The following is a 23,197-nucleotide window of genomic DNA, read 5'->3' on the forward strand; positions in this document are numbered from 1 at the left end:
ATAGGGGAACGAAGATGCGTATTCTTTTTGTTGGTGACGTTGTTGGAAATATCGGTGTGGACATGATTCACGAGTACCTACCGCAATTAAAACGGGACTTAAAGCCCCAAGTCACCATCGTCAATGGGGAAAATTCAACCCCAGTTGGGCGTGGTATTAGTCAAAGTATTTACAAGCAACTGCTTAAGGATGGGGCCGACGTGGTCACTATGGGGAACCATACGTGGGATAACGCCGAACTCTATGACTTTATTGGGGGCGCCAATCGCCTGGTTCGACCCGCTAACTTTCCTGGTGAGAACACACCGGGACAAGGTTGGACGAAGGTTAAGGTTAACCAACAAGTCTTAGCGGTGGTCAACATGCAGGGCCGAGTCTTCATGAACCCCATGGACGATCCCTTTGCGACGATGAAGGATCTCCTGCCGGAATTGGATACCGACTTTGTCTTTGTCGACTTCCATGCCGAGACAACGAGTGAGAAGCGGGCCTTCGCCATGCGTTATGACGGTCAGCTTTCCGCAGTCGTTGGGACCCATACCCACGTTCAAACCAGTGATGCCCAAGTGTTGAAACACGGGACGGCTTTCTTGACGGAAGTTGGAATGACTGGTCCGGCCGACAGTGTCCTTGGGATGCAGGCCGACAGTGTGATCGAACGCTTTGAAAATCAACGACCAACGCGCTATACCGTTCAAGAAAAAGGGGCGGGACTCTTATCCGGTTGTGTCATTGACTTAAACGATAAGACTGGCCATGCCTCACGGATTCGGCCGATCTTAATCAGCCCGCAACACCCGTACCAAAGCTAGAGTTACTGAAAGGATGAACCAATTTTCATGACGAAAACGACGCCCATGATGGCCCAATATCAGAAAATTAAAGATCAGTACCCAGATGCCTTTTTGTTTTATCGGCTCGGGGACTTTTATGAAATGTTCAATGAGGATGCGGTAAAGGGATCTCAGATCTTGGAGCTGACCCTGACGACTAGAAGTCACAGTGCCAAGAACCCAATCCCCATGTGTGGGGTACCACATAAGGCGGTTCAGAGCTACATCGACATTCTCGTGGACCAAGGCTACAAGGTCGCCATTTGTGAGCAGATGGAAGATCCCAAGTTAGCCAAGGGCATGGTAAAGCGTGAGGTCATTCAGCTGGTGACACCCGGGACACAGACCGACACCGGTGCGGCTGGGGCCAAACGAAACAACTATCTGACAGCCCTGACCCTCACTAGTCCGACAAACTTTGGCCTGGCGTATACCGACCTGTCGACCGGGGAACTCAAGGCCGCCGAGATTCAGGGCGATGATGCCGTAGTCAATGAGCTCATGGGTTTGCAGACCAAAGAAGTTGTGGTCGATGACACGGTGCCAGAGGCGTTACGTGCCCGGTTGAAACAGCTAGGGATGATGATTTCTAAGCAGCTTGAGGTCCAAGAAAGTGCTGAACTAAGTTATGTCCAGCAGGACCTAAAGACGGCCCCACTTCAGCGGGTTGTGGCTGTGTTAGTAACCTACGTCACGGTGACCCAGAAGCGAAGTCTGGCCCATTTACAACGCGCGGTGGCCTATCAACCGGCGTCATTTTTGAAGATGGATCATTCCTCACAGACCAACCTCGAGATTACCCAGAACTTGCGGACGAAGAAGAAGTCCGGAACCTTACTCTGGTTACTGGATGAAACCAAGACGGCTATGGGGGGACGACTCCTCAAACAATGGCTGGATCGCCCACTGATTGACCGGAAAGCCATCGAGACTCGTCAGGCCAAGGTTGGTGTGCTCCTAGATCATTACTTTGAACGAAGCAATCTCCAAGCCGAATTGGTCAAGGTCTATGACCTGGAGCGATTGGCCGGACGCGTTGCCTTTGGGAGCGTCAACGGACGCGATCTGATTCAACTGCAGACGTCTCTAGAGCAGGTACCACAGATTGAACACACGATTGCGGATCTGGGCGAGAGTGTCTTCGATGAAACCTTGAAACACTTGGATCCTGTAGAGGACGTGGCCGCCGCCATTCGCGCGGCAATTGTGCCTGAACCGCCGCTTTCCGTCACAGACGGTGGCGTGATTCGTGACGGCTACAACGACCAGCTGGACCAGTACCGCGATGCCATGCGTCATGGTAAGAATTGGTTGGCCGAGTTGGAGGCTCACGAACGCGAAGTTACCGGGATTAACAACCTCAAAATTGGGTACAATCACGTCTTCGGGTACTACATCGAGGTCACGAAGGTTAACCTCAGCAAGCTTCCCACGGATCGTTATGAACGAAAGCAAACGTTAACGAATGCCGAACGGTTCTCAACACCAGAATTAAAGGAAAAAGAAAGCTTCATCTTAGAGGCTGAAGAAAAGTCAGTTGCCTTAGAATACCAACTCTTCACCACCTTACGTGAGACCGTTAAGCAGGCCATCAAGCGCCTCCAAAAGTTAGCGGCCATCATTGCTAGTTTGGACGTTCTTCAGAGTTTTGCCGTGGTCAGTGAAGATTATCATTTTGTGAAACCAGAACTGGTTACCGGCCACGATCTCGAGATTAAGCAAGGTCGGCATCCCGTGGTTGAAAAGGTCTTGGGTCGCCAATCCTACGTGCCTAACGACGTTCGCATGAACGACGACACCAATATTCTCCTAATCACCGGACCCAATATGTCAGGGAAGAGTACCTACATGCGTCAGTTAGCCCTCACGGTTATCATGGCCCAGATGGGGTGTTTCGTTCCGGCCGAGGCCGCTCAGATGCCAATCTTTGACCAGATTTTCACACGAATTGGGGCTGCCGATGACTTAATTTCCGGTCAAAGTACCTTCATGGTGGAAATGCAGGAAGCCAACCGAGCCTTAAGTCACGCCACTGCCAACAGCCTCATTCTCTTTGATGAGATTGGGCGGGGGACGGCGACCTATGATGGAATGGCCTTGGCTCAGGCGATTATCGAATACGTTCATAACCGTGTCCATGCCAAGACGCTGTTCTCAACCCACTATCATGAACTAACAGCTCTGGAAGATTCCTTGAAACAGCTGCGCAACGTTCACGTCGGGGCCGTTGAACAAGATGGTGATCTGGTCTTCTTACATCAGATGCAACCAGGTCCGGCCGACAAGTCGTATGGGATTCACGTGGCTAAGTTGGCGGGGATGCCTGAACAGCTTTTGAAACGTGCGGATGTCATTTTAACTGATCTGGAAGAATCCGCGGCGGAAAAGCCGGTTGTGGCCACGCCAGCGGCAGACAGCACGCCGGAAGAAACGTCACAGGAGTCGACGCCAGTTCATGCGCCGGCTACTAGTGAGGAGACCGCTGAGCCAGAGCCAATCGATGGGGATGATCAGCAACTCTCACTCTTTACGGATGAACCCGAGGTCACCCCAGCGCAGGCCAAGGTGATTGATCAACTCAGTCACTTGAACCTGATGGGGATGACGCCAATGGACGTCATGAGTCAGGTCTATAAATGGCAACAAAAACTCTCAAAATAGAGATGAAAGGAAGGAACGCTAATGGCTAAGATTCATGAACTAGCTTCGGTATTGGCCGATCAGATTGCGGCGGGTGAAGTGGTTGAACGACCGGCATCCGTGGTTAAGGAATTGGTAGAAAATGCCGTGGATGCGCACAGTACGCAGATTGATATCACGGTGGAAGAGGCTGGGTTACAGCGCATTAGCGTCGTCGATGACGGGGATGGCATTGCGGATGAAGATACAGAGATGGCCTTCAAACGTCACGCCACCAGTAAGATTACTGATCGACGAGACCTCTTTCGTATCAAGTCTCTGGGGTTCCGAGGCGAAGCCTTGCCTAGTATTGCGTCTGTCGCCGACGTGACCCTAACCACCTCAACCGGTGGGGTCGGGACCATGATTCACAATGTGGGCGGTATTATTCAGGAACACAGCGCCGCTGAGGCTCGTAAGGGAACCACGGTGACCGTCAAAGATCTCTTTGGTAATGTCCCGGCACGGCTAAAATACCTCAAGTCACCGGCCACCGAGTTGGCCCGGATTACGGATATCGTGAATCGGTTGGCGCTGAGCTATCCCGAGATTGCGTTTTCGCTGGTGCATAACGGCCGAGAGCTCACGAGAACGGCGGGTCGTGGCGATCTCCAGCAGGTGATTGCCGGGATCTACGGCGTGCAGAGTGCCCGTAAAATGGTGGCTATCAAGGGCGACAATTCGGACTTCAAGGTGGCAGGTTACGTCAGCCTACCGGAATTGACCCGGGCTAGCCGGCAATACATTTCGATCCTGCTCAACGGGCGGTTCATTCATAACTTCCAGTTGAGCAAGGCCCTCATTGCCGGGTATGGGTCTAAGCTGATGGTGGGGCGTTATCCGATTGCCGTTTTGACGATTACGATGGATCCACTGTTAGTGGACGTGAACGTTCATCCCACGAAACAGGAGGTCCGTATCAGCCAAGAACCAGAGTTAATGCAACTGATTCAAAAGACCGTCTTCGATCGACTCTCACGGGAGAATCTGATTCCGGATGCCTATGGGGAATTGCCCCAGAAAAAACGCGAGGACGATCACACAGACCAATTGAATATGGCCTTAAATGATGCCTCAACGAAGTATCCGTTAGAGTCCGCTGCAACGCGAGTGGAACGGGCCGAACCAACGCCACCAATTCAGACGTCACAACCCAGGGTGTCAACACCAGCGGATAAAGGGCCACAACCCCTGCAGACACCGGAAGAGGTGCCCGTCGAGCCGGTGGTGGTTCACCAGCGGTCTGACTTTGCGACACCAGCGCTGAAGGCTTTTGATGAGAAATATCGGCAGGAACAACCGGCGGCACCACTGGGCAATAGTCGTTCGGCGGAACAGCCCGTGGCGAGTCAACCTTTAACGGCGCCGGAGCCCGATCCTAATGTGCCGCGCTTCCCTAAGTTGCGGTACCTGGGGCAGGTTCATGGGACCTATCTATTAGCGGAGGCTGATGAGGGACTGTACCTGATCGACCAACATGCTGCCCAGGAACGGGTCAACTACGAGTACTACCGTCAGGCGATCGGTGAGGTTAGTGACGATGAACAACGGTTACTTGTCCCGATTGTGTTGGATTATCCGACGACCGACATCTTGGATCTTAACGCCCACTTGGAAACGTTAGCCAGTGTTGGCATCCGGCTGGAATCGTTTGGACCAAATAGTTTTATCGTTCACGAACATCCAACTTGGTTCAAGGCCGGGCAAGAGGAAGATACAATTAAGGAAATGGTCGACTGGGTCTTAAAGGATGGGAAGATTTCGGTGGCGGCTTTCCGCGAGAAGACGGCCATCATGATGAGTTGTAAACGAGCCATCAAGGCCAACCATCATCTTGACGATCAGCAGGCCCGAGCCTTACTAGTCAAGCTGGCAACCGCTGAGAATCCCTTCAATTGTCCTCATGGGCGGCCGGTTTTGGTTCATTTTACGGACCAAGACTTACAACGCCTCTTCAAGCGAATCCAAGATCCGCATCACAGTGGTGACGACTGGGGTGAATAACTCTGCCGAAGTTGCCGGCAATGTGGTACAATTTGAGGAGCAAACATATGTTTCCTAAAGGAGAAGAGACGCCTCATGTATGAATACCTTCATGGCACCATTACGGCGGTAACCCCGACTCACGTGGTTATTGACGTGAATGGCGTTGGCTACCTGGTCAATACCGCCAACCCATACCGTTATCAGGTGGGGATCACCCCCGTGACGGTTTACGTTTACCAGGCGGTGAGCGATTCGGCTCAAACGCTGTACGGGTTCGCCGATTATGATGAAAAACAACTATTTTTGAAATTAATTAATGTTAATGGTATCGGACCGAAGAGTGCCTTAGCTATCTTGGCTAATCCCGATCACCAAGGCCTGATGCAAGCGATTCGGACCAACGATGTCAGCTTTCTCACGAAGTTTCCTGGCGTAGGGAAGAAGACGGCGGGACAGATTGTCTTGGACCTTCAGGGCAAGCTCGACGACCTGGCGTCACCAGCGAGTCAGGACCTCTTTACGCCAGAAGTGGCGGGGGATGGCAGTGTCAGTCCAGAACTCAGCGACGCCTTAGCGGCCCTGGATGCTCTGGGTTATCGGCCAGCAGCAGTCAAGAAAATTACGCCCAAGCTCAAGCAATTTGCCGGAAGCAATACCAACGATTATCTCAGTGAGGGCTTACGCCTGCTGACCAAGTAAACTTGAAAGGAGGCCACAAACATGGCTGATGATGACGAACGACTAGTCTCACCGGAACCCGCCGACGAGGGGGAAGATTCGATTGAAAAATCCCTTCGCCCCCAGACCTTGCAGCAATACATTGGTCAGGATCCGATTAAGCACGAGCTCCGGGTTTATATTCAGGCCGCTAAACAACGGGAAGAGTCATTGGACCACGTCCTGTTGTACGGGCCTCCTGGACTAGGGAAGACCACCATGGCAATGGTGATTGCCAACGAAATGGGCGTGCAGATTCGCACGACCAGTGGCCCAGCCATCGAGAAGCCCGGCGACCTGGTGGCTCTGTTAAACGAACTCCAACCCGGGGACATTCTCTTTATTGATGAAATTCACCGGTTGCCCAAGATTGTCGAGGAAATGTTGTACTCCGCAATGGAAGACTTCTATATCGATATCGTGGTTGGTCAGGGACCAACTGCCCATCCGGTGCACTTTCCACTGCCACCGTTTACCTTAATTGGGGCAACGACGCGGGCTGGTCTCTTGTCGGCACCGCTCCGAGATCGCTTCGGAATCGTGGAACACATGGCTTACTACCGCACGGAAGATCTCCAGGAAATTGTTCAGCGTTCAGCGGCCATCTTCAATACCACGATTGCGACTGAGGGGGCGCACGAGATTGCCTTGCGGTCACGTGGAACGCCGCGGATTGCGAACCGTTTGTTGAAACGGATTCGTGATTTTGCCGAGGTGTCGCCCGACCACTCGACGATTGATGTGGCGATTGTTGATCACGCCTTGACCCTACTTCGCGTGGATTCGGCGGGGTTAGACCGCACGGATATCAAGTTACTGCGCACCATGATTGACTACTATGATGGGGGCCCAGTGGGTCTTGGAACGTTGGCAGCCAATGTGGGTGAGGAGACGGAGACCGTGGCGGCCATGTATGAGCCGTACCTCTTACAACGCGGTTATCTGAAACGAACGGCTCGCGGACGAGTCGTCACCGCCGCCGGCTATGAACATCTCGGAATTGAAATGCCGCATCACGACTAATAAAATGGCGGTATTAGGTGTTTGGCGGTTCTTTTAGAAATAATTGGACGGAACCCTTTGATTCTGGTAGAGTTGTTCAATAGAGATAAAATGAAGGAGTGAATGAGTGTGTTTGGAAATTTGACAGTTGCTGCTGCTAAGGGCAGTTCGTTACCAACCATTGCAATTTTAGTTGTATTCTTAGTTTTGATGTACTTTATCATGGTGCGTCCACAACAAAAGCAACAAAAGAAGCACCGTGAAATGATGAGCCAATTAAAGAAGGGTGACCACGTGGTTACCATCGGCCGTTTGCATGGGGTTATTGATGAAATCAACGACGCCGACAAGACCGCTACGCTTGATTGTGACGGGATCTTCTTGACGTTTGATCTTCGTGCCATTTCCGCCGTGTCTGCTCAAGGCCCACAAGCCGTTGCAGCACCCGCAGAAAAAGAAGCCGAAGAAACGCCAGCAGAATCAACTGATGCTGAAGCTAAGACGGATGATGTTGAAACGTCTGACTCCGACAGCGACGCTGAATAAGCTTATCGAACGACCCCTATAGGTGGAGGTCGTTTTTTTTCGCCTAAAATTCCATTTGGTCGCAAACATTTTCGTTGCCGGCAAACGTACGTTTGGATATAATTTAAGTATTAACGACAGGGCGTACCAGTCTGTGGGAGGAGGGAATTCGAATGGAACTGACCGATCAACAGAAGCAACGCAAGATTATCCACGTCGACATGGATGCCTTCTACGCCTCGATTGAAGAACGGGACCATCCCGAATTCAAAGGGCATCCGTTGATCATTGCCCAGGATCCCCGCAAGACTGGGGGCCGGGGCGTGGTGGCGACCGCAAACTATGTGGCGCGTCAGGCGGGGGTTCACTCCGCGATGAGTGCCAGTGAGGCCCTTAAGCTGAGTCCTAAGGCAATCTTTCAGACGCCAAACTTTCCGTTATATCGGCAGGTGTCGGACCAGATTCACGCCATTTTCCATGAATACACCGATAAAATTGAAACGGTGGCCTTCGATGAAGCCTACCTCGATGTGACCGAGAACAAGCATCACCTGCACTCGGCGGTTCAGGTGGCCCATGCCATTCAAACGGAAATCTTCGATCAGACCCACCTAACTTGTTCAACCGGGATTTCTTACAGTAAATTTCTGGCTAAAGAGGCCTCGGACTTTCGCAAGCCGGTGGGGGTCAGTGTCATCATGCCCGAAGAAGCCCATGATTTTCTGATGGCCCTGCCGATCGAACGGTTTCGTGGGGTAGGAAAGAAAACTGTGCCCAAGATGTATGATCTCGGCATTCGTAATGGGGCCGACCTTTACCAACGCAGTCAACTTAGTTTGATTCACGATTTTGGCAAATTCGGTTATATCCTCTACCAACGGGTACGAGGGATTGATGACCGACCCGTCGAGTATCAACGAGAGCGCAAGTCCATTGGGAAGGAACGCACCTATGGCCCGCCACTGACGACAATGGGGGAGGTCGAGGCTCAGTTGCGGTACTTGGCCAATCTGGTGGCCGAGGCCATGCGTCAGAAACAACGCCATGGCAAGACGCTTGTGTTGAAACTACGGGACAGCGAATTCAATACGGTGACGCGGCGGGTGACTCAGGCAGACTTTATTGCGAACGATGCCGACCTTTACTACGATTTGGCCTTAGAAATTTACCATGAAGTGGCGCGATCCGATGAGGAGGTTCGCCTCCTAGGCATCACGTTGACGGGACTGGCACCACTGGCATTTGAAAACATCACACTGCCTTTATTTGGCGATCACCCAGTAAAATGATCGACTTCCTTTGATATTACCCCGTAAAACTTGTATACTGAAACGCGGTATCGACGCGATTAGGTCGACAAATCGGATAGAGAATGGGTGAACATTTATGGCTATTGAAGCTGCCATCTTAGAACAAATTAAAAAATTCAAAACAATTATTATTCACCGTCATCAGCGACCAGATCCCGATTGTATCGGGGCTCAGCTGGCTTTACGGGACATTCTCCGTGCTAGTTTTCCGGAGAAGGCCATCTATGCGGTGGGCAAACACTATCCAGGATTCGACTGGATGGGGCAAGCTGACCAGGACGTGAGTGATGATGTCTATCAGGATGCGTTGGTTATTGTCGTGGATACTGCCAATCAACCACGAGTTGACGACGAACGCTGGCAGACTGGGGCTGAGGTGATCAAGATTGATCATCATCCTAATGAAGATGCTTTTGGGGATCTCCAATGGGTCTTGGACCAGGCGTCCAGCACGTCCGAAATTATTTATGACTGGTTCGCCGTTAACCAGACTGATCTGGTGATGCCAGACGATGCTGCTCGACTACTTTATGCCGGCATTGTCGGGGACACGGGACGTTTCATGTATCCCGCCACTTCGGCGAACACGATGGCTGTTGCGGGCAAACTCATGACCTATGACTTCTCCGCAACGACGGTCAACCAGGCCGAAGATGAAGTGTCACCGGCCGTGGCCAAGCTATCGGCTTACGTTTATCAGAACCTGACTATCTTGCCAAGTGGGGCGGCTTACCTGAAGCTCAGTGACGAAGTGGTGGAACCCTTCGGCCTGGGTACCGGGGACTCAACGTCTGCGGTGGTGCCACTACCTGGTAAGATTACGACGGTGGTTGCTTGGGCCATCTTTGTAGAATCGAAAGACCATACGTACCGGATTCGGTTACGGTCTAAGGGCCCATCCATCAATGGATTGGCGAAGGCTCATGGCGGTGGCGGACACGCGCTGGCCAGTGGGGCTTCGGCCAAGGACCAAGCCGAGATCGACCAGGTTATCCACGAGCTCGATGAGTTAGTGGCTAACGATAAAGGAGAAAATGAATGACCGCAAATTTTAAGCAATTCAACCTGCAGCCGTACTTAATGACGGCCTTGCAAAAGATTGGCTTCACCGAACCAACACCGGTGCAAGCTAAATTAATCCCCGTGATTGCCTCGGGGAAAGATGTGGTTGGCCAATCCCAAACTGGGAGTGGTAAGACTCATACTTTTTTACTGCCAATTTTTAATCAATTAACGTCAGAAAACCAGGTTCAAGCCGTCATTACGACGCCTAGCCGGGAACTGGCTTACCAAATTCACGCCGCTGCCGAACAACTGGCCGCCGAAGCCCCATTTGAAATTCGGATTGGGAACTACGTCGGGGGAACTGATAAGCAGCGTCAAGTGAACAAATTACACCATTATCAACCACAACTTGTGATTGGGACTCCCGGTCGGGTACAGGATTTAATCCAATCAAAGGCCTTAGATGTCCATACCACGCGTCAATTTATCGTCGATGAAGCCGATATGACGTTGGACCTTGGTTTCTTAGACCAAGTCGATAAGATTGCTAGTCGGATGCCAAGCCACCTGCAAATGATGGTGTTCTCCGCAACGATCCCCCAACGACTCGATCCATTCTTGAAGAAGTATATGAATCACCCCGTTATCGAAGAAATTCCAACGGCCACGGTGATCTCATCCACGATCGATAACTGGTTAATTTCAACCAAGGGTCAAAACCGAAATCAATTGATTTACCAATTGATCACGATGGGTGAACCCTACCTGGTGCTGATCTTTGCCAATACCAAGGATCGTGTCGAACAGATCCATGACTTCCTGAAGGCACAAGGCCTGAAGGTTGCCATGATTCATGGGGGCATCAAGCCACGTGAACGGAAGCGGGTCATGCGTGAAGTGAAGAACCTCCAGTACCAATTCGTTGTCGCAACCGACTTGGCTGCCCGGGGCATTGATATCGATGGGGTCTCCCACGTCATCAATGATGATGTGCCTGAAGATCTTGATTTCTTCATTCACCGAGTTGGCCGGACAGGTCGTCAGGGGATGCCAGGAACGGCAATCACCCTGTATACACCTGATGAGGAAGCCAAGATTGCCGAAATTGAAAAGATGGGCATTAAGTTCCAGCCTAAGCGGATCAGTAACGGCGAAATTGTCGATTCCTATGACCGGAATCGACGGACCCAACGGCGCAAGAGTACCCAAAAACTGGACCCATCACTGATTGGTTACGTGATGAAAAAGAAGAAGAAGATCAAGCCTGGTTACAAGCACCAAATCAAGCAAGAAATTCATCGTCGTAAGGACCAGGAAAAGCGGGTTGCTGCCCGTCAGAGTGCCCGAAACGAACGGAAACGTCGCAAGCGCGAGTCAGATCGTTACCAATAAAATTAACGGTAATTGCCTGCGGCAAGCAGAAATTCCGCCGCTGTGGGGACCGCTTGTAGCCAAAGAGCGGGCTTCCAGCTCGGTTTGAAACCTCACCAAATTCAGGTGAGGTTCCAAACACGTCCACGGTGTAAGACCGGGAAGAAACAATCGCCCGGCCTAACGCCGTTATCACGGCGGGCTCTATTCCTGCTTGCCTTCGGCTAGGTTAATTTTTGAGGAAACTTTGTTTATGTATGACAGTTACTGATAGGCAAAGACGTTAGTTGCCTCATTCAGACTGGATGACATAATTGTTGAAAAAATGTGATTGAATAGGCTCTATGTCAGCCGTAGGGTTGGTGAACATGGGCTCAGCTGTGGGAATTCTCTTAGCGGTTTACCGCTTAGAGAATTGGTGCCCTTGAGACTCGTTCTTGGAGGCTTAAGGGCAAGTCCAGAGACCGCACTTTGGCTCTGGGCGTCCGCCCTCAGCGTTCCAGCCCATGTTCACCAGCCCGAAGGCGCTGGACAACGCCAGTCTCTTTGAATCAACATATTCACTGTCGAATATTGACAAGGCGGCGGTGGCCACCTATAATTTCAAATGGACAACAATTAAATAAAACTTTGAGGATATGCCGCGTCTGACCGTCTTTCAGAAACGTTTTGGCTGTTGTGAAAAACGATTCGGTCTGATGTCGGTGCTCCCTCAGTAACATCGCGACTCAGCGTTATGAGTTTAAGAGGTAAACGATTAAAACATCGTTGCAAGTAAAGTGGTACCGCGCTTCGGCGTCTTTACGGGCAACGGTGTTTTTTATACTTTTTTGGAGGTATTAAGAGATGAAAGACCTAAGTAGCAGTCAAATTCGCCAGATGTACCTGGACTTTTTCCAGTCCAAGGGCCACACGATCGAACCCAGTGCATCCCTAGTTCCTAAGGATGACCCATCGTTGTTATGGATCAACTCTGGGGTTGCGACCATGAAGAAATACTTCTCCGGCCAGGTTGTGCCAGAGAATCCACGGTTAACCTCTTCACAGAAGAGTATCCGGACTAATGATATTGAAAACGTGGGGAAGACTGCCCGTCACCACACGTTATTTGAAATGCTCGGGAACTTCTCCGTGGGAGATTACTTCAAGAAAGAAGCGATCACTTGGGCGTGGGAACTCCTGACGTCACCCGATTGGTTTGGCTGGGATCCAGATAAACTGTACATGACCGTTTATCCTAAGGATACCGACGCCAAGGCTGACTGGGAGGCTGCCGGTGTGGCCCCTGACCACATCATTGCCGCGGAAGATAACTTCTGGGATATTGGTGAGGGTCCTTCGGGTCCTGACTCCGAAATTTTCTATGATCGTGGCGAATCCTTTAACAATTTGGCCGACGACGATCCTGAAAACTATCCTGGTGGGGAAAACGAACGTTACCTTGAGGTGTGGAACATTGTGTTCTCCCAATTCAACCATGAGCCAGATGGCACTTACAAGCCACTGCCCCGGAAGAACATTGATACGGGGATGGGTCTCGAACGGGTCGTTTCCATTTTCCAAAATGCCAAGACCAACTTTGAAACCGACTTGTTCTTGCCAATTATCGAAAAGACTGCAGAACTCAGTGATGGCAAGAAGTATGGTGCCAATCATGAGGACGACGTGTCCTTTAAGGTGATTGCCGACCATGCCCGGGCGATTACCTTTGCCATTGGTGATGGGGCCTTACCTGGAAACGAAGGCCGCGGTTACGTGATCCGTCGTCTGATTCGGCGGGCCATTGTTAACGGCCAAAAGCTGGGTATTGAAGGGGCCTTCCTGGACCAATTAGTGCCAGTGGTTGGTAAAATTATGCAATCCTACTATCCAGACGTGCTCAAACAAAGCGACTATATCGCTAAGGTTGTGCGTTCTGAAGAAGATCGTTTTGGCGAAACGTTGGACGGCGGATTAACACTGTTGAACAGTTTGATTGCCGATCTGAAGAAGCAGGGTGACAGCCAGATTGCTGGTCCCGATGCCTTCAAGCTCTACGATACGTACGGTTTTCCGGTTGAATTAACCGAAGAATATGCCGACGATCAAGGAATCACGGTGGATGTTGACGGCTTCAAGGCCGAAATGCAGAAGCAAAAGGATCGTGCCCGTAACGCACGGGGTAAGCAAAAGGCCATGGGCCTGCAACACGACCTGTTAATCAACGTGACGACGCCTAGCGAATACGTGGGTTACACGCAATTGGCAACGACCAGCACGTTGACGGAATTAGTTGTTGATGACCAACTGGCCGATGAAGCCACGACGGGAACAGTCGAAGCCATGTTCGACAAGACACCATTCTACGCCGAAATGGGTGGTCAAGTTGCTGATAAGGGTGACATCCTGGATGAAGCCGGACACGTGGTTGCCCACGTTGCCGACGTGCAACATGCGCCTAATGGTCAGAACTTGCATACGTTAACGGTGGTTGCACCTTTGAAGAAGGGGGCCACTTACCAGCTCAAGGTTGATACGGTCTTCCACAGCAAGGTTGAAAAGAACCATACCGCAACCCACCTGTTGGATAAGGCCTTACGTGAAGTCTTTGGGGAACATACCCAACAAGCCGGTTCACTGGTTGAAGGGGATTACTTGCGGTTTGACTTTACTCACTTTGGTCAGGTTGATCCTGCCGACTTGGCTAAGGCCGAAGCCATCGTCAATGAGAAGATCTTCGCTGAACTTCCCGTAACGACGGTCGAAACTGACATTGAATCCGCTAAAAAGATGGGCGCTATTGCCCTCTTCAGTGAGAAGTACGGTAAGGTGGTTCGTGTCGTCAGTGCCGGCGATTTCGTCACTGAATTCTGTGGTGGGAACCACGTGAAGAACACCAACGAGATTGGTCTGTTCAAGATTACTTCCGAATCTGGTGTTGGTGCCGGGGTACGACGGATCGAAGCCGTCACGTCAGCCGCCGCCTATCGTTACCTGCAAGGTCGAAGTGAAATCTTAGACGCCGTAGCAGGCGATTTAAAGGTCACTCAGGACACTGAAGTGGAACAAAAGGTCCAGAGCCTTCAAACTCAAGTTAAGGGCTTAGAACAGAAACAAGCAGCCTTAGAAGGCAAGCTGGCCAGTCAAGAGGCCAGTGCCGTCTTTGACCACGTGGTTGAAGCCGGAAACTACAAGCTGATCAGTGGGACCGTTCAGGTGTCTAAGATGGACCAATTACGGGCCCTCGCTGACACTTGGCGTGACCAAGCCCTTTCCGATGTGTTAGTATTGGGAGCTGAAGTTAACGGCAAGGCTAACCTGATTGTGGCCGTTAGTGCCGACAAACAGAAGCAGGTTAAGGCTGGCGACTTGATCAAGGCCATCTCACCTAAGATCAATGGTGGTGGGGGCGGTCGACCAAACCTGGCTCAGGCCGGTGGTAAGAACCCAGCTGGGTTGCCAGATGCCATGACCGCTGCCGAAACCTGGTTAGCTGATCAAGATTAGTTTCTCAATTTAAGTTAAAATGTGACTCGGGGGAGCGGTCCGGAATTTAGGGCGGCTCCCTTGGTAACAGCAGTATTACGAATAGATTACATTAGGTGGCGGTCGTTGTAGTTTGCCAGCTGATCGAGTAAAATTGAGGCTAAGTGAGGAAGTACGGGGGTGTTTCATAGTGAGTTCATTAGACAAAACGATGTATTTTGATTTTGGCGCCAACCAGCCGAAGGACGTGCACGATACCCTGGTGACGGTTTACCAGGCACTTGAGGAAAAGGGATACAATCCTATTAATCAGATTGTCGGGTACCTACTATCGGGCGATCCTGCGTACATTCCACGTATCAATGATGCGCGGAATCTCATTCGCAAGCATGAACGCGATGAAATCATCGAAGAATTAGTCCGGTTCTATTTGAATCAGAATGGACCGGTGAAGCCATCATGAAGTTAATGGGTTTAGATGTGGGTTCACGAACAGTTGGAATTGCCATTAGCGATGCCTTAGGCTGGACGGCCCAGGGAATTGAAATCATTCGGATTAACGAGGACGAGGAAATCTTTGGAATCGACCGCGTTGCCGAATTGGTTCAGGAGCATGACGTCGGCGGATTTGTGGTCGGCCTGCCCAAGAACATGAACAATTCCTTAGGGCCTCGGGCCGAGGCATCCAAGCGTTATGGCGACATGCTGACTGAGCGTTTCCACCTGCCAGTTGACTTCGAGGATGAACGATTGACAACTGTTGAAGCGGAGCGTATGTTAGTGGAACAAGCGGATACGTCTCGCCGCAAACGAAAAAAAGTAATTGATAAATTAGCAGCCGGGTTAATCCTGCAGAACTATTTAGATCGGCATGGTAAATTAACCCGAGAAAAGTGAGGTTTCGCATGAACGAAGACCAAGAACAAATCACGTTAGTTGACGAAAATGGTAATGAAGAGTTATACGATGTTCTGTTTACCTTTGAATCCGATGACTTCGGTAAGTCATACATTTTGATTTACCCGTCTGGTAAGAGCGAGGATGAAGAAGTCGACATCCAAGCTTATGCCTTACCAGCCGAAGACGATCCAGCCAACCCAACCGGTGGAGATTTACAATTAATCGAATCCGATGAAGAATGGGATATGATTGAATCCGTATTGAACACTTTCCTTTCCGACGGGGAAATCAATCCCGATGCCGGTAAGAAAAACTAGTCATTAAGATCCAAAAAGGGCGGAGGACTTCCGCTCTTTTTTATTTGGTGCGATATGGTGACCTATTGGCGGGTGAAAGGCGTGCAACGTTCCCCGGATCAATGGTAAAATAAAGCGTTATGCAAAACAGGGGGAATATCGATATGACGGAACAGACACACCGGTTCAAGGCCACGATTGCCGGAAAAACCTATACGATTGTGGGCCAAGCGACTGACGAGCACATGCGTGCCGTCACGACGGTTTTGAACCAACAGTTCGAACAATTAAAAACTCTTTCACCCAAGATGAGCAAGGAAGATGCCGCGATTTTAATGGCCTTTAACGCGGTCTCGGATCAATTGAAGATGGCAGATGAACAGACCGCCAAACCTACGGATTCTACGGAAACGGGGAATTAGGGTGGTACTGAGTCTGATTATTATTATCCTACTGGCCCTGGGTTTTCGCCGGGGCTACCGTCGCGGGTTGTTGCGACAGATTCTAAATACTATTGGTTATTTCGTGGTCTGGATTGCGGCACGGCTTTTGTCACGGCCACTAGCGGCAGGGATCGGTCAATTCGTCGGAAACCTCTCGCTGGATAGTTCGGCAAGTGTGGCAACCGCGAGTCAGAGTAGTTCCTTTTTCCTTAACGGACTGGCTTTTTCGGCCATTTTGACGGTAGGATTTTTCATTGTTCATCGCATCATCGAGACGGTTAACAAGGCCACAAAATTGCCAGTTATTCACCAAGTGAATGGCTTGGGTGGTGGCCTCATTAACCTTGTGGTACGTTATGTGGTGATCTTTTTAGTTCTAAATTTACTCATTCTATTACCAATGACGACATTTCAGAATAGTTATCAGGCCTCACCCGTGGCTCAGTGGATCGTCAAAGAGACACCACTGTTATCAGAACGCCTTGTGCACTGGTGGCTCGCGGCGTGATGTCTGACTGTTCGTGAGAAAGGAACGTCTTATGAATCAAAAAACCTTAAAAATTATGGAATATGACCGGATTAAGCAGGGCCTACAGGGTTATTTAGTCTCTGCTGCCGGTCAACATGAATTAAGCCAGCTCCAACCAACGGCGGATGCCAAGACCTTGCAGATCTGGCTCGCTGAATCTAAGGATGGGGCAGATATTTATCGTTTGGAGAACGGAATTCCGTTACCTAAGCTCGATGATATTCGACCGCACCTGCATCGTTTAGCCATGGATGCGGCGTTAAATGGTCTGGAACTAGCCCAGATTAGTCGTGTCCTGTGGACGACTGGATCGGTCGTGAAGTTTTTCCATGACCTAGCCGAAAAGGAAGTCGACCTACAACGGTTGGATCGGGTGGTTAAGGAACTCGTCACGTTGCCCGAAGTGACACGGCGGCTCCGAACCTCTCTAGAAGGGGACGGTCACATCACGGATGAGGCTTCACCAGCTCTCCGGCAGATTCGCCAACACATCACCCAGACCGAGGCGGCCATCCGGAGCACCATGGATCAATATACACGGGGCAAGGATGCCAAGTACCTCAGCGAAACCATCGTCACGATTCGTGATGACCGGTACGTGATTCCGGTGCGGGCCGAATACAAGCAACGTTTCGGGGGCATCGTGCACGACCAGAGTGCCAGTGGCCAGACGCTGTTTATCGAACCACAAGCTGTCGTGGGTCTGAACAACCGGTTACGGCAGAATCAGATTGACGAACGGCATGAAGAACAACGAATTCTCGCCGAATTAACAGCATTGTTGGATCCTTATCAGGATGAAATTCTGCGAAATTCGGAAATTCTCGGGCACTTCGACTTTATCAATGCCAAGGCGAAATATGCGCATCATATGAAGGCGACAGAACCTAAGCTGTCCCTGGACAATCAAGTTGACCTGCGACAGGCACGGCATCCCTTGATCGATCCCCACAAGGTCGTGGCTAATGACATTGCGATTGGCAAGGATTACAAGGCCATCATCGTGACGGGACCGAATACCGGTGGGAAGACGATCACCTTAAAGACACTGGCCTTGGTTCAGTTGATGGGGCAATCAGGACTCTTCATTCCGGCCAATGAAAACAGTGTTATCGGGGTCTTCGATGACATCTTCGCCGATATCGGGGATGAACAATCCATCGAGCAGAGCCTGAGTACCTTCTCCGGTCACATGGAGAATATCGTGGCCATTCTGAAGCATGCCGACGAACGCAGTCTGATCGTCGTCGATGAATTAGGGGCCGGAACCGATCCGCAAGAAGGGGCAGCCCTGGCGATTGCCATTCTTGATGAGATTGGAACACTGGGCAGTTACGTGATGGCCTCAACCCACTATCCAGAGCTGAAAGCCTACGGTTATAATCGGCCAGAAACGATCAATGCCAGCATGGAATTTGATGGCAACACGCTTCAGCCAACGTATCACTTGCTGATTGGGATTCCTGGACGGAGTAATGCCTTAGACATTGCGGCGCGTTTAGGCATGCCCGAACAGATTGTTTCCGCGGCTCGGGGCTTAACCGATCAGGATAGTCAGGACTTAAACGCCATGATTAGTGACCTGACCGAACAGAAACGCCGGGTGGATGCTGATGCGGCCCAACTCAGTCAGGAGTTGAAGGACGCCGACGAGTTACACGGTCAATTGCAACAACAGTTCGATCAGTATCAACAACAGAAGGATCACCTCATGACTGATGCGAAACGAGAGGCCAACCGGTTGGTTGATGAATCTCGCAAGCGGGCCAATCAGATCATTGCGGACCTCCGTAAGAAGCAGTTGGCGGCTGGTCAGAGCGTCGTGAAGGAAGACGAGTTGATTGCCGCACAGGGAGCCTTAAACGCCCTCCAGCAGGACACTAAGCTTAAGAAAAACCGGGTGTTACGTCGTGAGAAGGCCAAGCTGGACTTCCACAAGGGTGACAGCGTCCTGGTGAAGTCTTACGGTCAAGTTGGGGTTCTTGTGGAACAGCTCGATGATAATAATTGGGAAGTTCAATTGGGTATCCTGAAGATGAAGATCGCTACGCGTGATATGGAGAAGGCCAAGGATCCGGCTAAGAGTGCCAAACAACCGCGAGCAACGATTCGACGGACCGGGTCTAACGGGATGTCACCAACCTTGGATTTGCGGGGACACCGTTACGAAGAGGCCATGGCCGAGGTCGACCGTTACATTGATTCTGCGCTATTGGCAGGCTATCCTTCCGTGACGATTATTCACGGTAAGGGTACGGGGGCCTTACGTAAAGGGGTCACCGAATACCTGAAACGGAACAATCGGATCAAGAGCTTTGGTTTCTCACCGGCAAATGCGGGTGGGGATGGATCAACTGTGGTCCGTTTCAAGTAACCCACTAATTAGTTGTAAGCAACTTAGTTGTGATTTTAACTGAGTCTGTTAGACTGAGATGTGAAGTTAAGACCAGCGGCCGATTCCGACCGCCATGACGAAAAAGGGAGGCAATACGATGGTTACAGAAACAACAGATAAGACCTTCGAAAACGATACGGCAACCGGCGTGACGCTGACAGACTTTTGGGCAACTTGGTGTGGTCCTTGTCGGATGCAATCACCTGTCGTTGAACAATTGGCTGAGGAAATGGACAACGTCACCTTTAACAAGATGGACGTTGACGCCAACCCGAACACGCCACAATCCTTTGGGATCATGAGTATCCCAACCTTATTGGTTAAGAAGGATGGCAAAGTGGTTGACTCAATCGTGGGTTACCACTCTAAAGATCAATTAAAGAAGATTTTGGATCAATATCTCGAGGCCTAATTAAAAATGACCTCACCGATTTTTACCGGTGAGGTCATTTTTAATTAAGCTTAAAGTTAGTTTTGCGGGTCTTCGGTCGTGGGTGGCGTGACCAAATCCAGTGGCTTCGGCGCATCGAAGTCGGGGATGAGAGCTTCCGGATCGGTGTAGACGTCGAAGACCACAGCTTGGTTGCGTAGTTTTCGAGGTGTTTCGGTTAATTCAGCTTCGGTGACGACCCCAAGTTGTTGCGACATCATCTCGGCGAGAAAACCGGCCTCAAGGGTGAAATCAGCTTCGGCCCCCATTTTGAGTCGTAGCCGAACAGGTTCGCCGGCGAGTTGCCAGCGCGTCATCTGGGCGGTCTGCTTCTCCAAGGTCAAGGTACCAAAACCTGCTTGGGCGAAGAATATCGAGGCATCGTTGGGATTGCCAACGGGAAACTTCCGGGCAAGTGACTTGCCGGCCCAGTAGCCAATGGCGCCTTGGTCATCGCCAAGTAGCTCCGGTAACAAAGCATCACGGAGAATAAATTGAGGGAGATAGGACGTGCCAGCGGCGTCTCCCATGACAGTTTCGTAGAGGTTTTTCACGAGGGTTGACTCCTTTTTCCGTTTAGATTCTAATTTCATTATACCTTAAAAAGCGGACCACGCTGGACTGTAACTAAATTTAAGGCTTTTTTATCCCCCGAATCGGGGTTTTAGTGGGGGTGTTGCTTGAAACCGGTTCAGAAAAAGGCGATAATATAGATTCAAGCAATGACAAAGGAGCGTTGATTCATGCAGAATAGTCCAATTGGGTTAATGGATTCAGGAGTCGGCGGCTTAACGGTACTCAAAGAAGTACAGCGCTTGTTGCCCACCGAAGACACGGTGTTTTTGGGGGATCAGGCGCGTTTACCTTACGGCCCGAGAACGGTCGCGGAGGTCACCACATTTACCCGCCAGATCGCGCATTTTCTCCAGCGAGAAGCCCATATCAAGATGCTCGTGATCGCCTGTAATACGGCCACGGCGGCAGCCTTAGATACGATGCAAAAGGAACTCGATATTCCCGTTGTTGGGGTGATTGCCCCGGGAGCACGGGCTGCAACTCAGATTACCCGTAACCACCGGATTGGGGTGATCGCAACCACCGGGACTGTGAAGAGTGACCAATATCGTCAAACAATTTTGGCTAAGGATAACCGAAACACGGTGATTTCAGTGGCTTGTCAGGATTTGGTGACCTTGGTAGAAGCTAATGATCTGACCTCGGACCACGCCAAGCAGGTCGTGGCCAATGATTTGGCACCACTGCTGAACCAAAATATTGACACTTTAGTTATGGGATGCACTCATTTTCCACTGTTGCGGCCACTCATCCAACACGTCATGGGTGACCAGGTGACCTTGGTAGATCCTGGCACGGCGACGGCTAATATGGTCACGTCGCTGCTAGATTATTGGAATTTGGCTAATCCTACTACGGACTCGACGGCCGCTTACTACACCACTGGCAACGCCGATGACTTTAACAATTTGGCCAACCACTGGTTGAACCAGACACCGGTTCAGGCAATGCACTTACCACTCAGCGAACTTACCACAACCTTGGAGGTTAACGACAAATGACAAACACGATTGTAGTTGCGACAAATAATCCGGGGAAGGCCCAGGAATTTCGGGCCATCTTCGAACCTAAGGGACTGACCGTTAAGACGTTGGCCGACTTCCCTGATTTGAAGCAAGTCAACGAGACTGGCAAGACCTTTACGGAAAATGCCGAGTTAAAGGCGACCTCGGTGGCTCAAGAAACCCAGTTGCCCGTTTTAGCCGATGATTCTGGCTTGATGGTGGACGCCCTGAACGGCGAACCAGGCATTTATTCTGCCCGGTATGCCGGCGACCACGACGACGCCAAAAATAATGCCAAGTTGCTGGCGAATCTGAAGGATGTGCCTGCCGAAAAAAGAACGGCTGCCTTTCATACTTCATTGGTTTTGATTAAGCCTGATGGCAAGAAGTTAGTTGCCACGGGTGAGGTTCGCGGCGTGATCTTGACGGCACCACGAGGCCACGATGGCTTTGGCTATGATCCCTTATTCTACGTGCCTAGTGAAGGCCAGACGTTTGCCGAAATGGGGATGGCGAAGAAGAATCAACATAGCCATCGGGCCAAGGCAACCGCAGCGATGTTACCGCAATTTGATGAATGGTGGGAGGCTTAACAATGAGTCAATGGTTAGTTGTCAGTGATAATCACGGAGATACGGCCATTCTATCGACACTGCGAGATCAATTGAATCCTGATGCAATCTTTCATTGTGGGGATTCCGAGATGCCAGCCAGTGACCCTTGGTTTAAAGACGCCTATGCGGTCGGAGGTAACATGGATTTTGATGCCAAATTTCCGCTAGTTTTGACGCCCAAAGTTGCGGGTCGTCAGGTCTTACTGACTCACGGTCATCATGACGAAGTGAAATACGACCTCACACAGTTGGATCTACGGGCTCAAGCGGCGCAGGCAACCATTATCTTTTACGGCCACACGCACCGACTGGCGGCCGAACAGGTTGACGGCCGGTTGTTCGTGAACCCCGGCAGTATTAGCCAGCCACGTGGAGAATATCGTTACTTAGGTGGCACGGCCGCCTTAGTCACGGTGACGGCGACTCAGACGGTGGTTCAGTACGTCGATCGCCAGGCGCAACCAATTGCCGATCTCAAATTTACCTTTGACCACCTCAACGCGTAGAAAGGATGATTTTAGCTTATGATTGATACTGCTGTAGAGCAGATGCTTCTAAAAGATACCAGAAGCTATGTCATTCCCGCCGACGTGGTTGCCAATGTCACGGCCAGCAATACGTTGGAACACGCACTGATGGTGCTGTCCAAGGTGGGGTACAACCGGATTCCGGTGTTGGCCGCCGATGATCACCTTCAAGGGATGATTTCCCTAGCGGCGATTACCGACAAGCTCTTGCAGGTTCCCGGGGCGGCGGTTGATCAGCTCAGCCATTATAAAGTGGCGGATGCGATGTCGCCAGTTGGCCATTGGGTCGATGATCCGAAAAAATTGGAAACGATCTTGAACTATCTGGTGGACGATCCCTTTATTCCGTTGATCGATGACCATCAGGTTTTCCAAGGGATCATTACCCGGCGAGAAATGTTAAAACGAATTAATTATTTGGCGCACAACTTACACGTCAGTTACGACGTCACCCCTAAGCAGTTAACGACGGAAGCGTCGTTACACAGCGTGGGCCACTCATAAAGCGACTAGAAAACATACTAAGATTAGCTCTGTAAAACCGATTTGGTTTTACAGAGCTTTTTTTGAATTACAGTAGGTATATGGAG

The 23,197-nt window shown here is 50.8% G+C and carries 22 protein-coding genes; 21 read left to right on the forward strand and 1 reads right to left on the reverse strand.

The genetic code is table 11. From position 1 onward, the window contains the following. The first annotated feature begins 14 nt into the window (after positions 1–14). From OCU14_RS05480 to trxA, 17 genes are all read left to right on the forward strand, one after another. Positions 15–812, forward strand: a complete 798-nt coding sequence (locus OCU14_RS05480) for a TIGR00282 family metallophosphoesterase (protein ID WP_057878061.1) — start codon at positions 15–17, stop codon at positions 810–812. 21 nt (positions 813–833) lie between these two features. Beyond that, positions 834–3,494, forward strand: coding sequence for a DNA mismatch repair protein MutS (mutS, locus tag OCU14_RS05485; RefSeq protein ID WP_261810162.1), 2,661 nt, complete (start codon positions 834–836; stop codon positions 3,492–3,494). 21 nt (positions 3,495–3,515) lie between these two features. Further along, complete coding sequence (gene mutL, locus OCU14_RS05490; protein ID WP_261810145.1) at positions 3,516–5,516, forward strand: DNA mismatch repair endonuclease MutL; 2,001 nt, start codon at positions 3,516–3,518, stop codon at positions 5,514–5,516. A 75-nt stretch (positions 5,517–5,591) separates the two neighbouring features. Continuing rightward, positions 5,592–6,197: a Holliday junction branch migration protein RuvA gene (gene ruvA, locus OCU14_RS05495; RefSeq protein WP_261810146.1), complete on the forward strand. Its 606-nt coding sequence runs from the start codon at positions 5,592–5,594 to the stop codon at positions 6,195–6,197. Positions 6,198–6,218: 21 nt separating this feature from the next. After that, positions 6,219–7,238 (forward strand): Holliday junction branch migration DNA helicase RuvB, encoded by a 1,020-nt coding sequence (gene ruvB / locus OCU14_RS05500; protein ID WP_261810147.1) that lies wholly within the window; start codon positions 6,219–6,221, stop codon positions 7,236–7,238. Positions 7,239–7,346: 108 nt separating this feature from the next. Next, on the forward strand, positions 7,347–7,763 hold the full coding sequence (yajC, locus tag OCU14_RS05505; protein ID WP_261810148.1) for a preprotein translocase subunit YajC: 417 nt from the start codon (positions 7,347–7,349) through the stop codon (positions 7,761–7,763). Positions 7,764–7,915: 152 nt separating this feature from the next. After that, positions 7,916–9,031, forward strand: a complete 1,116-nt coding sequence (dinB, locus tag OCU14_RS05510) for a DNA polymerase IV (RefSeq protein WP_261810149.1) — start codon at positions 7,916–7,918, stop codon at positions 9,029–9,031. Positions 9,032–9,128: 97 nt separating this feature from the next. Beyond that, a complete protein-coding gene (locus OCU14_RS05515) occupies positions 9,129–10,094 on the forward strand; it encodes a DHH family phosphoesterase (RefSeq protein ID WP_261810150.1) in 966 nt (321 codons plus the stop codon). Further along, positions 10,091–11,449, forward strand: coding sequence for a DEAD/DEAH box helicase (locus tag OCU14_RS05520; protein ID WP_057878054.1), 1,359 nt, complete (start codon positions 10,091–10,093; stop codon positions 11,447–11,449). Before OCU14_RS05515 ends, OCU14_RS05520 begins: the two co-directional genes overlap by 4 nt. Before the next feature lie 825 nt (positions 11,450–12,274). Further along, positions 12,275–14,914 (forward strand): alanine--tRNA ligase, encoded by a 2,640-nt coding sequence (gene alaS / locus OCU14_RS05525; RefSeq protein WP_261810151.1) that lies wholly within the window; start codon positions 12,275–12,277, stop codon positions 14,912–14,914. 169 nt (positions 14,915–15,083) lie between these two features. After that, positions 15,084–15,356, forward strand: coding sequence for an IreB family regulatory phosphoprotein (locus tag OCU14_RS05530; RefSeq protein WP_024746979.1), 273 nt, complete (start codon positions 15,084–15,086; stop codon positions 15,354–15,356). Next, positions 15,353–15,790, forward strand: coding sequence for a Holliday junction resolvase RuvX (gene ruvX, locus OCU14_RS05535; RefSeq protein ID WP_125545863.1), 438 nt, complete (start codon positions 15,353–15,355; stop codon positions 15,788–15,790). The genes OCU14_RS05530 and ruvX overlap by 4 nt, the downstream gene beginning before the upstream one ends. 8 nt (positions 15,791–15,798) lie before the next feature. Then, positions 15,799–16,110, forward strand: coding sequence for a DUF1292 domain-containing protein (locus OCU14_RS05540; RefSeq protein WP_057878051.1), 312 nt, complete (start codon positions 15,799–15,801; stop codon positions 16,108–16,110). Between the two features lie 143 nt (positions 16,111–16,253). Next, the gene (locus OCU14_RS05545; protein ID WP_261810152.1) at positions 16,254–16,511 is read left to right on the forward strand and encodes a cell division protein ZapA; all 258 of its coding nucleotides are present in this window, start codon (positions 16,254–16,256) and stop codon (positions 16,509–16,511) included. 1 nt (position 16,512) lies between these two features. Continuing rightward, positions 16,513–17,040: a CvpA family protein gene (locus OCU14_RS05550; protein ID WP_261810153.1), complete on the forward strand. Its 528-nt coding sequence runs from the start codon at positions 16,513–16,515 to the stop codon at positions 17,038–17,040. A gap of 31 nt (positions 17,041–17,071) precedes the next feature. Next, positions 17,072–19,435 carry an endonuclease MutS2 gene (locus tag OCU14_RS05555; RefSeq protein ID WP_261810154.1) on the forward strand — a complete coding sequence of 788 codons (2,364 nt, stop codon included), beginning with the start codon at positions 17,072–17,074 and terminating at the stop codon, positions 19,433–19,435. 118 nt (positions 19,436–19,553) lie between these two features. Further along, entirely contained in the window at positions 19,554–19,868 is a 315-nt protein-coding gene (gene trxA, locus OCU14_RS05560; RefSeq protein ID WP_057878048.1) for a thioredoxin, read from the forward strand. Positions 19,869–19,924: 56 nt separating this feature from the next. Here the strand turns inward: trxA and OCU14_RS05565 are convergent, their stop codons facing one another. After that, the gene (locus OCU14_RS05565) at positions 19,925–20,440 is read right to left on the reverse strand and encodes a YslB family protein (protein WP_261810155.1); all 516 of its coding nucleotides are present in this window, start codon (positions 20,438–20,440) and stop codon (positions 19,925–19,927) included. 189 nt (positions 20,441–20,629) lie between these two features. On the opposite strand from OCU14_RS05565, the gene racE reads away from it, so the two are divergent. Genes racE through cbpB form a run of 4 tightly spaced genes read left to right on the forward strand, consistent with a single transcriptional unit; the run spans position 20,630 to position 23,111 of the window. Further along, on the forward strand, positions 20,630–21,463 hold the full coding sequence (gene racE, locus OCU14_RS05570) for a glutamate racemase (protein WP_261810156.1): 834 nt from the start codon (positions 20,630–20,632) through the stop codon (positions 21,461–21,463). Then, positions 21,460–22,059, forward strand: coding sequence for an XTP/dITP diphosphatase (locus tag OCU14_RS05575; protein WP_261810157.1), 600 nt, complete (start codon positions 21,460–21,462; stop codon positions 22,057–22,059). The genes racE and OCU14_RS05575 overlap by 4 nt, the downstream gene beginning before the upstream one ends. A 2-nt stretch (positions 22,060–22,061) precedes the next feature. Then, complete coding sequence (locus tag OCU14_RS05580) at positions 22,062–22,586, forward strand: YfcE family phosphodiesterase (RefSeq protein ID WP_261810158.1); 525 nt, start codon at positions 22,062–22,064, stop codon at positions 22,584–22,586. Between the two features lie 18 nt (positions 22,587–22,604). Beyond that, positions 22,605–23,111 carry a cyclic-di-AMP-binding protein CbpB gene (gene cbpB / locus OCU14_RS05585; RefSeq protein WP_261810159.1) on the forward strand — a complete coding sequence of 169 codons (507 nt, stop codon included), beginning with the start codon at positions 22,605–22,607 and terminating at the stop codon, positions 23,109–23,111. Positions 23,112–23,197: the final 86 nt, after the last annotated feature.

The sequence above is a fragment of the Levilactobacillus humaensis genome, assembly GCF_024345185.1.
Classification (GTDB): Bacteria; Bacillota; Bacilli; order Lactobacillales; family Lactobacillaceae; genus Levilactobacillus; species Levilactobacillus humaensis.